General features: G+C 48.9%; 10 protein-coding genes. 1 reads left to right on the top strand and 9 read right to left on the bottom strand.

What is annotated here, in order from left to right; genetic code table 11:
• Positions 1 to 5: 5 nt before the first annotated feature.
• From mrdA to ACI0FF_RS02770, 6 genes are all read right to left on the bottom strand, one after another.
• Positions 6 to 1,892 carry a penicillin-binding protein 2 gene (mrdA, locus tag ACI0FF_RS02745; protein WP_419798622.1) on the bottom strand — a complete coding sequence of 629 codons (1,887 nt, stop codon included), beginning with the start codon at positions 1,890 to 1,892 and terminating at the stop codon, positions 6 to 8.
• A gap of 18 nt (positions 1,893 to 1,910) precedes the next feature.
• Positions 1,911 to 2,420 carry a rod shape-determining protein MreD gene (mreD, locus tag ACI0FF_RS02750; protein WP_419798623.1) on the bottom strand — a complete coding sequence of 170 codons (510 nt, stop codon included), beginning with the start codon at positions 2,418 to 2,420 and terminating at the stop codon, positions 1,911 to 1,913.
• Positions 2,417 to 3,394 carry a rod shape-determining protein MreC gene (gene mreC / locus ACI0FF_RS02755; protein WP_419798624.1) on the bottom strand — a complete coding sequence of 326 codons (978 nt, stop codon included), beginning with the start codon at positions 3,392 to 3,394 and terminating at the stop codon, positions 2,417 to 2,419. The genes mreD and mreC overlap by 4 nt, the downstream gene beginning before the upstream one ends.
• Positions 3,395 to 3,450: 56 nt before the next feature.
• Entirely contained in the window at positions 3,451 to 4,491 is a 1,041-nt protein-coding gene (locus ACI0FF_RS02760; RefSeq protein ID WP_188660406.1) for a rod shape-determining protein, read from the bottom strand.
• A 266-nt stretch (positions 4,492 to 4,757) separates the two neighbouring features.
• Entirely contained in the window at positions 4,758 to 6,317 is a 1,560-nt protein-coding gene (locus ACI0FF_RS02765) for a 2-isopropylmalate synthase (RefSeq protein ID WP_419798625.1), read from the bottom strand.
• A 266-nt stretch (positions 6,318 to 6,583) separates the two neighbouring features.
• A complete protein-coding gene (locus tag ACI0FF_RS02770; RefSeq protein WP_419798626.1) occupies positions 6,584 to 8,143 on the bottom strand; it encodes a 2-isopropylmalate synthase in 1,560 nt (519 codons plus the stop codon).
• A 704-nt stretch (positions 8,144 to 8,847) separates the two neighbouring features.
• Between ACI0FF_RS02770 and ACI0FF_RS02775 the strand changes: the two genes are divergently transcribed.
• Positions 8,848 to 9,045: a hypothetical protein gene (locus tag ACI0FF_RS02775; protein ID WP_419798627.1), complete on the top strand. Its 198-nt coding sequence runs from the start codon at positions 8,848 to 8,850 to the stop codon at positions 9,043 to 9,045.
• A gap of 20 nt (positions 9,046 to 9,065) precedes the next feature.
• Here the strand turns inward: ACI0FF_RS02775 and ACI0FF_RS02780 are convergent, their stop codons facing one another.
• From ACI0FF_RS02780 to ilvN, 3 genes are all read right to left on the bottom strand, one after another.
• Positions 9,066 to 10,052 (bottom strand): methyltransferase domain-containing protein, encoded by a 987-nt coding sequence (locus ACI0FF_RS02780; protein WP_419798628.1) that lies wholly within the window; start codon positions 10,050 to 10,052, stop codon positions 9,066 to 9,068.
• Between the two features lie 216 nt (positions 10,053 to 10,268).
• A complete protein-coding gene (gene ilvC / locus ACI0FF_RS02785; protein WP_419798629.1) occupies positions 10,269 to 11,288 on the bottom strand; it encodes a ketol-acid reductoisomerase in 1,020 nt (339 codons plus the stop codon).
• A gap of 51 nt (positions 11,289 to 11,339) precedes the next feature.
• Entirely contained in the window at positions 11,340 to 11,858 is a 519-nt protein-coding gene (gene ilvN / locus ACI0FF_RS02790; RefSeq protein ID WP_188660392.1) for an acetolactate synthase small subunit, read from the bottom strand.
• Positions 11,859 to 11,870 lie beyond the last annotated feature (12 nt).

Genomic DNA, 11,870 nt, shown 5'->3' on the forward strand with positions numbered 1-11,870 from the left:
GGTCCTTACGCCTCCTTTTCATTTTTTTTAGGGGTGATCTTGGTTGGGACTAATAATTCACCGCGCGCCGATTCCCGTCTTTGAGCTTCTAACAAAATATCGCGGGCAATTGGGGCCGCTGTTTTTGAACCTGACCCCCCATGCTCGACGACGACAGAAACCGCATAGCGGGGATTGTCATAAGGGGCAAAGGCGACAAACAAAGCGTGATCGCGCAGCTCCCAGGGCAACTCGTCATTTTTTAATACCCGCGTGTCTCGCTCGGACTTGGAAATACGGCGAACCTGTGCGGTTCCTGTTTTTCCAGCCATTGCGAATTCAGGTTCCTTGATGCGTGAACGAAAAGCCGTTCCCCCGGGGATATTGGTAACAGCATTCATGCCGCGATGTATGATTTTTAAATGAGCCGGTGAAATGCCCAAGGGTTCAAATGTGGTGCGGACCGGAACTTCAATCGAATCGCTTGTGGTGATTTTGCGTGTCAGGTGTGGAATAATTTTTGTCCCGCTGACAAGACGTGCCGTCATAACAGCCAGTTGTAAGGGGGTTGCCAGTACGTAACCTTGACCAATGCCGGTAATCAGGGTTTCTCCACCTTGCCACGGTGCACCGATTGTGGCCAATTTCCAGTCCCGCGACGGCATCAAACCTGTGCGTTCCCCCGGCAGATCAATGCCGTTTAACTCCCCAATGCCAAGGCGGCGTGCCATATCGTGTATGCGGTTAATGCCTGTACGTTTGGCAATTTCATAAAAATAGACATCGCAGGAATGCATATGGGCTTCTTCCATATTGACATTGCCATGCCCGCCTCTTTTCCAGCAGTGGAAACGTGCATTACCCAGTTCCATATGACCGGGGCAGTAAATTTCTTGTGAGGGGGTGATAACGCCTTTTTCAAGGGCGGCAAGGGCGACAACCATTTTAAAGGTGGAACCGGGGGCATATTGCCCGGCAATGGCTTTGTTGGTCAGGGGACCGCGCGGATTGGTGATTAGGCTTTGCCATTCCTTATGGGACAACCCGCGATTAAAGGCGTTTGGGTCATATGTCGGACTGGAGGCCATCGAAAGAACTTCGCCGGTATGAATATCCAGAACAACGGCCGCCGCCGCTTCTTCGCCAAGACGTTCGGCCACCATTTCCTGCAATCCGGCATCCAGAGTCAGGGTAATTTCTGCGCCGGGTTCGCCGTCTTGGCGTTGAACTTCTTGAATGACACGACCTAGCGCGTTGACTTCGACTTGCGAGGTGCCACCCGTTCCTCGTAGTTTTAAATCATGTAGTCTTTCAATGCCGGACTTACCGATGCGAAAACCGGGTAATTCCAATAAAGGATCGTTTTTGGCATCGCGTTCGGTAACGGACGCGACATAGCCTAGAACGTGTGCGCTGTAGTTGCCTTTTGGATAATGGCGGGTCTGGCCCACGTCGATTTCACTGCCGGGCAGGTCAGGCGTGTTGACCTCAATCTGTGCGACTTCTTCCCAAGTCAGGTTTTCGCGCACAGTAACGGGAACGAAGCTACGCTTACGTTTGATTTCTTTCAGGATTTTCTTTTTTTCTTTTTCACCGATTTCGATGATCTGTCCCAATGTATCCAATGTCCCCTTTGGGTTGCCATTGGTGTCTTCGGCGGTGATGATGACCCGGTAATTTTGTTCGTTGACGGCAAGTTCTTCGCCAAAACGATCTACAATATTGCCGCGTGGTGGTGGTAACAGACGGATAGAAATACGGTTTTCTTCCGCCATCGTTTTAAAACGCGGGGCTTCAACGACTTGCAGATAATACATGCGCCCGACCAGTGCAGACATCAAAACCAGCTTGCCACCGCCGAGTACGGCCGCGCGCCTGCTAAAGAGTTTTGATCTGTCTGAGCTGCGATGCATTTAAACGGGTTCCTTTTATTATCGTAAAATAGTGCGTTGCCAACGGCCCATAAACCACGCGAGGAGGGGATAAAACCCAATGGTCATGAGATATTGGAAGAAGACCGGGCCGGGGATAAGAATATGGACGTGATAGGCGGAAAGCAGTAACCAGGCTTGCAGGGCAGCTCCAGCTGCAATGATGCTAAACCCTAACCACTCGACCCAGAAAGTTTTACCCAAAAAGAAACGCCGTTGTCCCAAAACGACACCGAAAACGGTGAGATAAACAATCGTGTTTAACCCCATGGGGGCACCGCTCAACGCATCTTGTAGAATACCAATGGCGAAAACAGCAACGATGGGCAATAGGTCCGGGCGAAAAACGGTCCAGTGAAAAATCCCCATCAATGCCAATTGCGGTACGATGGACCCGTAACCCGGAATATGGGTGGGAATGACGCTGAGCAAAATAAGAACGACCGACAATCCCACCGGAGAGATATTGCGCGCCCATAAATCCAGACGCTGCCAAAAACCCGGTTTCATGGCTCAGACGGTCTCCTTTCTGTTCCCGGTTTTGGCACAACAGTGCGCATTTCTACCGGTGTATGAACAGGCTGTGCAATTGGTTTTGCAGGAATGTTGTTTTTCGGCAGATCGGTTTTTAAACGATCACGATCCAAAATGCCCTCTAGTCCGTAATCAACAATGCGTACGATTTCCAGACGGGAACTGTTGACATACAAAGTCACTTCAATCGCTTTATCACTGATCGAAGAAATCTGACCGACAGGAATGCCTTGCGGGAAGGCACCACCATGACCGGATGTCACGATACGATCACCGGGGGAGACAATGGTGCCCGGCGGAAGTTTACTTAAGATGGGTTTTTCTTCGTTTCGGCCAATCATAATCCCGCGTGCGCGCGAACTTTCGATCATGACCGGAATACGGGAGTTCAAGTCGGATAAAAGAAGAATACGGGCGGAGCGATGGGCGACACCGGCAATGCGACCGACAAGACCTTCACCGGTGATAACGGCTTGTCCGTTTTTCACACCTTCACGCACACCGGCATAAACCAGCATACTTTCAGAGAAAATCCCGCCGTCATCGGAAATGACGCGCGCGGCCTTATAAGTGGCTTGCGGGCCAACTTCAAAATTAAGAAGGCCACGCAGAACGGTGTTTTCGCCTTCCACTTGGCGGGCAATGGTTTGCCATTTTAACAGGCGTTTGTTTTCTTCGCTCAGACGTTGGTTTTCTTCATGCACGGCCAAGAACTGTCGTGCTTCGTCCAGATAACTGCGAACGGTTTCTGCCGGTTCTGCGACGGCTTCGAGAATGGGGGCAAAAGCATCGTTAATGCGCGCGCGGGCTTCTTCGACAATGACTGTTTCAGCCTTGCCCAGCATCATGAGGGCAAAAGCCGCCAAAATCAGCCCGAGATACGCGAATCTCTGGAGCAGATTTCGGATCACATCGACCCGGTTTTGTGCGCCTGGTCCGTGCTTTACCAAAAGATGTTTCCTTCATTCTCAAGGTAAAAGCGCTTTAAGATAAAGCGCTTTTTTTATTAATACATAGAAGACAGGACGTGCTTGAGCTTTTTCATTTCTTCAAGCGAGCGACCTGTGCCCAATGCGACACAAGATAGTGGATCATCGGCAATAGATACCGGCAATCCAGTGGAATGGCGCAAAACGAAATCCAGATTGCGCAGCATCCCGGCGCCACCAGTCAGAACGATGCCTTTATCAACGATATCGGCCGCTAGTTCCGGGGCAGTATTTTCAAGGGCGACTTTGCAGGCTTCGATGATCGCACCGACAGGTTCTGTCAGACTTTCTGCAATTTCGCGTTCTGAAATGACCAATTCTTTGGGCACGCCGTTCATCAAATCACGGCCTTTGATTTCCATTGTGCGGCCTTCGCCGTCTTCCGGCGGACAAGCAGAACCGATTTCTTTTTTAATCCGTTCTGCCGTACCTTCCCCAACCAGCAGGTTGTGTGTACGACGGATATAAGCGATAATGGCTTCGTCCATTTTGTCGCCGCCCACACGGACGGAGCGCGCATAAACGATACCACCCAAAGACAGGACGGCAACTTCGGTTGTGCCCCCACCGATATCAACGACCATTGAACCGGTCGGTTCGGTGACAGGCAAGCCTGCACCAATGGCGGCTGCCATCGGTTCTTCGATCAACATAACTTTGCGGGCACCTGCATTTTCAGCAGAATTTTGAATGGCGCGGCGCTCAACAGCGGTAGAGCCGGAAGGTACGCAGATTACCACCAAGGGGGCGGCAAAGCTGCGACGATTATGCACTTTACGGATAAAGTGTTTGATCATTTCCTCGGCAATTTCAAAATCAGCAATCACCCCGTCGCGCAAAGGGCGAATGGCTTGAATATTACCCGGTGTACGACCAAGCATTTGCTTAGCTTCTTCACCAACGGCAAGAACCTGTTTTTTACCCATATTATCGGCAATGGCGACAACGGACGGTTCATTTAGAACAATCCCTTTACCCTTGACGTAAACCAGTGTGTTTGCGGTTCCTAAATCGATTGCCATGTCAGCGGACAGAACGCCGAACAGTTTTGAAAACATCTCGCCTCAACTCTCGTTTTGCAGGCCAAGCCCTGATAACCCAAATGGCTTTTCAAAAATACTTCGAAAAACCGATTAACCTTTATAAGAAGTCGCGTGCCGCAATGCTAGTCCTTATCACGAGTCGCAAACATTTTTTTTGTAACAGTTCGAGACTTCTCACACTTCTTAACTCATGCATGATGAAGCAAAGAAGTTAATAAAAGATGAGGGTCATATTAAAGGGAGAAAACAAGGTTTGTCTTTCTCCCTTTAATGTCCGTGATTTAGGCGGTTTTTAAGTTTTCTTTTTGGTCTTTTGAATGATTAACCAGCAGCTTATTTAACGCGTTTAAATAAGCATGGATGGAGGCAACGACCGTGTCCACGTCCGCACCGCGTCCGTTGACGGTTTTACCGTTTTCTTCCAAACGAACGGTGACTTTGGCCTGTGCATCGGTTCCTTTTGTCACGGCATGAACCTGATACAGTTCCAAATGGGCGTTGGGCAGGGGTACAATTTCTTTAATGGCTTTAAAGGCAGCATCGACCGGACCGTCTCCGGCGGCGATGGTTTTGCGCTCTTTCCCGTCAATTTCTATGGCCAAAGCCGCGATTTTTTCTTTGACGTGGGTGCCACAGGTGACTTGGAAATGTTTCAGTTTGACCCGTTCGTTGACGCGCATGACTTCATCATCGACCAAGGCGATAATGTCTTCGTCATAAACATCTTTTTTCTGGTCTGCCAGATCCTTGAATCGTTTGAAGACATCGTTCAAGGCATTGTCACCCAGCTCATAACCCAAGGCGGCTAATTTGTCTTTAAAGGCATGGCGATCAGAATGTTTGCCCAAGACAATCTTGTTGGCATTATCCAGTCCGATGCTTTGAGGTGTCATGATCTCGTAAGTTCCGGCATGTTTCAACATACCGTCTTGATGGATCCCGGATTCGTGTGCAAAGGCGTTTTTACCGACAATGGCCTTGTTGGGCTGGACGGAAAAGCCTGTTGCTGCAGACACCATACGCGATGCCCGTGTGATCATTTCCGTTTTAATGCCTGTAGTGTAGGGCAAGATATCTTGACGGGTGCGCAAGGCCATGACGATTTCTTCTAAGGCAGCGTTCCCGGCACGTTCGCCCAGACCGTTGATGGTGCATTCCACCTGACGGGCACCGCCTTGAATGGCGGCCAAGGAATTGGCAATGGCTAATCCCAGATCATTATGACAATGGGTTGAGATGACAGCCTTGTCGATATTTGGCACCCGATTTTTTAACATCTGGATCATGGCGTAATATTCTTCTGGTACCGTATAGCCGACGGTATCCGGGATATTCACGGTTGTTGCCCCGGCTTTAATTGCGGTTTCAACGCAATAACATAAGAAATCCGGGTCGGCGCGGGTGGCATCTTCGGCGGACCATTCGACATCTTCTGCCAAGGTGCGGGCATAACGGACACTGTCTTCAATGCGTGAGATCAAATCATCCGGTTCGATCTGTAACTTATATTTCATATGCAGGGCTGAGACGGCAATGACGATGTGAATGCGATGATGAGCAGCGTGATGCACGGCATCAAAACAGCATTTTATATCCCCGCGCACGGCACGTGATAAGCCACTGATGGTGGCGGTTTTGGATAATTTTGCAATTTCTGAAACAGCGTGGAAGTCGCCTTCCGAGGCAATAGGGAATCCGGCTTCGATAACATCGACGCCCATATCTTCCAAATAAGATGCGATTTGGACTTTTTCGTCAAATGTCATGGTTGCGCCGGGGGCTTGTTCCCCGTCACGCAAGGTGGTGTCAAAAATAATAATTCGATTGGAATCGGTACTCATGTCTTTACTTCTTTCTCTAAAACAGAATTCATATGATCCATGAAATCGGCTTACGCACACGACAAGCCTTGTCCCCTAAGCGCGTGTTTCTTTAAAAGTTACAGAAACAGATGTGCTTAGAGGTTGCTAAGTCGTGCGAGCAGGCAGAGAGAAAGAAGAGGGATAGCATTCAGGCAAACAGGGGCAATCGCGCAATATGTTGCGACGTTTGCTCCCTTTTTATGTTTGCCGAAAATGCCCATGTTTATAAGTATCCGGTGTGTGGCTTAGATGGTGCCGACGTCTTCGGGTTTACCTTTGGTCCGTTTGACCAGTAATTTGTTCACTGCATTTAAATAAGCTGTGACAGAAGCGACCATTGTATCGACATCTGCCCCGCGTCCGTTGACGGTTTTACCATCTTCTTCCAGACGAACCGTTACTTCGGCCTGGGCATCGGTTCCTTTTGTCACGGCATGAACCTGATACAGTTCCAAATGGGCGTTGGGCAGAGGTACAATTTCTTTAATGGCTTTAAAGGCAGCATCGACGGGACCGTCGCCGGCGGCAATTGTTTTGCGTTCTTCGCCGTCAATTTCGATGGACAAAGCCGCAATTTGTTCTTTGACGTGGGTGCCACAGGTGACTTGGAAATGTTTCAGTTTGACCCGTTCGTTGACGCGCATGACTTCGTCATCGACCAAGGCGATAATGTCTTCGTCATAAACATCTTTTTTCTGGTCTGCCAGATCCTTGAATCGTTTGAAGGCATCGTTCAAGGCATTGTCACCCAGCTCATAACCCAAGGCGGCTAATTTGTCTTTAAAGGCATGGCGACCAGAATGTTTGCCCAAGACAATCTTGTTGGCATTATCCAGTCCGATGCTTTCCGGTGTCATGATCTCGTAAGTTCCGGCATGTTTCAACATACCGTCTTGATGGATTCCGGATTCGTGTGCAAAGGCGTTTTTACCGACAATGGCCTTGTTGGGCTGGACGGAAAATCCTGTAATGGCAGAGACCATACGCGATGCCCGTGTAATCAGTTCGGATTTAATACCGGTCTCATAAGGCAAGAAGTCTTTACGGGTGCGCAAGGCCATGACGATTTCTTCCAGGGCAGCGTTCCCGGCACGTTCACCTAAGCCATTGATGGTACATTCCACCTGACGGGCCCCTGCACGTACCGCAGACAGGGAATTGGCAACCGCCAACCCCAGATCATTATGACAGTGGGTGGAAATAATCGCTTTATCAATATTGGGAACCCGGTTCATCAACATATCGATCATGGCGTAATATTCTTCGGGTACCGTATAACCAACGGTATCAGGGATGTTGATGGTGCGTGCCCCGGCATCAATAGCGGCTTCGACACAACGACATAAGAAGTCTGCTTCGGTCCGGGTGCCGTCTTCGGCGGACCATTCGACATCTTCGACCAAGGAGCGTGCGAATGTGACGGATTCTTTGACTTTCGCCAAAACGGCATCGGGTTCCATTTGCAATTTATATTTCATATGCAGCGGAGATGTAGAGATAAATGTGTGAATACGATGTTTCGGTGCATGCTTAACAGCATTGAAACAGCGTTCGATATCCCCACGCGCGGCGCGTGCTAATCCACAAATACTGGCGTTTTCAGCCTGTTTGGCAATTTCGGTTACAGATTCAAAATCGCCCTCTGACGCGATTGGAAAACCGGCTTCGATGACATCTACGCCCATTTCTTCCAGTGTGTTGGCGATACGCAGTTTTTCTTCCAGGTTCATGGAAGCGCCGGGGGATTGTTCCCCGTCACGCAAAGTGGTGTCAAAAATAATTACGCGATTTGAATCGGTTGTCATCTATCTCATCCTAGAAATGGCATTTGCTACGAAAATTAGTGAAAACAGCTTGGAAAAGCAACAAGCCTTATCCCCTGAACGTTGCTTCAGGTCACTTTTTTCAAATGATGGACAAGAAGCAGGGCTCGCTCAGGGGCGAGTAAGTCGTGCAAGAAGGAGAGAGAGTCGTTTTTGACCATAGAAACGCACGATCAAGGCCGCGCTCAAGGCGCCTGCACTTAAAATCATCATGCTTGTTTCAAAAGCGGTCATGGAATCGAAACCTTTGGTTCATTTTTTCTATGTCTATATAAAAAGGGATTGCGTGGTCTGCTGTCAATGCCTTTTTGGAAAAACTCGGGACGTTTATTTTTTTTGCGGGATATTTTTTTGATTATTCGTAAAAAAAAAGGATGAAATAGATATAAAGTATGATACATTCATACTCGAAGTCATACTTTAGGGCTGTTATCGCCAGTATTAAACAGTCCTAGAGATTTTCAGGGATAACTCTCCTTACGATTCCAGTCGGTTGGATTGCCCCCACCTTCCCTGAAACCACATAGAAAACCCTGTGCTTATTATACCCCCCCCCCCTCCAAGTGCAGGGTTTTTCTATGTCGGTTGTTCAATTTCCGCAAAAAATTGACTCTTTGAGCAATCGGTGTTTTACTGTTCTGGTAAACGACAGAAGTACGTTTTAAACGATAGAAGGACGTTGAACCATGGATATAACCGGACTTGCGACGGCTGCTGTGGCGATGCAAAAAGCTTCGAACAATCAGGAAGCCAGTATCGCTATGACGCGTCAGGCGATTGAAAGCCAGACCGCTGCGGCCGCGACAATTGTGGAGCAAGTGAGTGAGCAGGCAAAGGCCTCTGCCGCCGCCGCTGCACGGGGCGGGATTAATATCCTCGCCTAAGGCTTTGAAATTTCAATTCGTTACATCGGCTCGATAGCAATGTGCTGTCGGGCCATTTTTGTTTCTTCAACAGGAAATAGTGATAATTTTGTAGAGGTCTGTGTTTTTAACCGGGCGAGGACAAGATGACCTTCTACGGGTTCGCCATTTTCCGTACGAATGGGAACAAAGCGTTCTTCAATGATATGAAACCCGCTTGCCGATAACCAATTGCGCACGGTTTGCCGATTGTGAATGAAACGTTGCGTGTGATTGAGATTGAAGCTTTCACAAGACGGATCAAAGCCGGAACTTTCTACACTGAAAGCAAGAAACCCGCCGGGACGCAGACGTTGTACGGTACGTTGAAAAACCATACTGAGATCGCCAAGGTAATTGAAAACATCACAGGCAACAACCAGATCGAAACGTGGTGCGCTTTCCGCGACTTCGCCAAGGATGTCCCCTTGCAGCAAGCGATTATATATTTTCTTCTTTTCCGCCTGTTTTAACATTTTTTTGGAAAGATCAATACCTTCCAGACGACCGGCGATGGGATGTATATGTTGCCCTGCTAATCCGGTTCCGCAGCCCAGATCAAGGACATGTGGTTTACGGGGCATTTTGGCAAGATGGGTAAAGAGTAGATTGAAAACCTGTTCCGGCGCCCGATAGGATAAATGTTTCAGCAGGTTTTTTTCAAAGCGTGGGGCATAATCGTCAAACAGGGCTTCGACATAATCGGCAGGCAGACGCTGCATTTGTTCACCGGCCCCCAGTAAAGACAAGCGCACACCTGCACCAAGATGATCCTGGTCTTGCAAACGCAAAGCTTGTTGGTAGGCGGCAATAGCTTTTTCAGTTTCTTTTGTTTTTTCGTAAAGCTCACCTAGAACGAAATGAAATTGAGCTTCGTTGGGCAGGCTATCAATAGCGGCCAAGGCGGCTTCGATGGCAGCGTCCAGATCGCCTTCTTCCAGCATGCCAAGGGCAAAATCAAGACGCATAAAGGCAGAATGTCGCGACATGGGACCTACCAGACAAAGGTTTCAATCGCGATTGTCTACGAGGAAAGGATAAATCTATCAAACGAATAAAATCAAAGGATAACTTTGGTTTTATCAAATTAAAAAAGCATATGAGATGAACAAAAAAAGAGGTCCGACAGATATCGGACCTCTTTCTTCTTGCAGTGCGTGCAATGCTCTCACCAAAGTGGAGCTACGCGTTCTAAACCCGAAGGCTTAGTTGCGTTCCTTGTCGACCAATGCATTGGATTTGATCCAAGGCATCATGCCGCGTAGTTTTTCGCCTGTTTCTTCCAGCGGGTGAGCCGCACCTTGTGCACGACGTGCTTTCAGGAACGGTTGACCAACCTGATTTTCCAACATGAAGTCGCGAACGAATTTACCGGTTTGGATATCGTCCAATACTTCTTTCATGCGGTCTTTAACAGAAGCATCAATAACACGCGGGCCGGAAACATAGTCGCCGTATTCTGCTGTGTTAGAGATAGAATAACGCATGTTGTGCATGCCGCCTTCGTACATCAGATCGACGATCAGTTTTACTTCGTGCAAACATTCGAAGTAAGCCATTTCCGGTGCGTAGCCAGCTTCGGTCAGTGTTTCGAAACCATAACGGATCAGTTCGGTCAAACCACCGCAAAGAACAGCCTGCTCACCGAACAGGTCGGTTTCACATTCTTCTTTGAAGTTGGTTTCGATGATGCCGGAACGACCGCCGCCAACGCCACAAGCGTAAGACATGGCGATTTCTTTGGCATTGCCAGAAGCGTCCTGATGAATCGCGATCAAGCAGGGAACACCGCCGCCTTTAACGTATTCGCCACGAACGGTGTGACCCGGGCCTTTCGGCGCGATCATGATAACATCGTTGCCAGCGGGAACTTCGATAAGGTTGAAGTGAATGTTCAAACCATGTGCGAATGCCAGTGCAGAACCTTCTTTCAGGTTCGGTGCGATTTCTGATTTGTAGATACCGGCTTGCAGTTCGTCCGGTGTCAGGATCATCAGTACGTCAGCCCAAGCTGCAGCTTCTGCAACAGACATAACTTTCAGGCCTTCGCCTTCGGCTTTTTTACGTGTGCTCGATCCTTCGCGCAGCGCAACAGCGATTTCTGTGCAACCAGAGTCGCGCAGGTTCAATGTATGTGCGTGACCTTGGGAGCCGTAACCAACGATGGCTACTTTTTTGGTTTTGATCAAATTGACGTCTGCGTCACGATCGTAATAAACCTGCATGTTCAAATACCCCTTGAACTATAAGACAATAAAAAAATTTAGACGCTTCCCTTAGAGCCCTTGGGCCCCGCGAGAAATTGCCACGACACCGGTACGTGAAACGTCAACCAGCCCCAATGGCTCCATCAGTTTAATAAACGCATCGACTTTGCCGGCTTTACCGAACACTTCGAACACGAAAGAAGAATTCGAGCTGTCGATAACGCGCGCGCGGAAAATATCGGCAATACGCAAAGCTTCTACACGATGTTCCCCCTCGCCTGCAACCTTTACCAACGCCATTTCGCGTTCCACACTGGGGCCATCGATGGTGAGATCGACGACCTTGCGCACCGGAACAAGACGATCCAACTGCGCTTTGATCTGTTCGATCACTTGGCGCGTACCGCTGGTAACGATTGTAATCTTTGACAAATTATCCACATGGTCGACTTCGGCCACGGTCAGGCTGTCAATGTTGTAACCCCGACCAGAGAACAGGCCCACAACGCGGGCCAGAACACCGGATTCGTTGTCTACAAGAACGGAAACCGTGTGGCGTAGGAGGTCATCTTTGTCGTTATTAGTCATTTTTTGTTACTC

Source organism: Terasakiella sp. 4MB5A (assembly GCF_050058155.1).
GTDB lineage: Bacteria > Pseudomonadota > Alphaproteobacteria > Rhodospirillales > Terasakiellaceae > Terasakiella > Terasakiella halodenitrificans.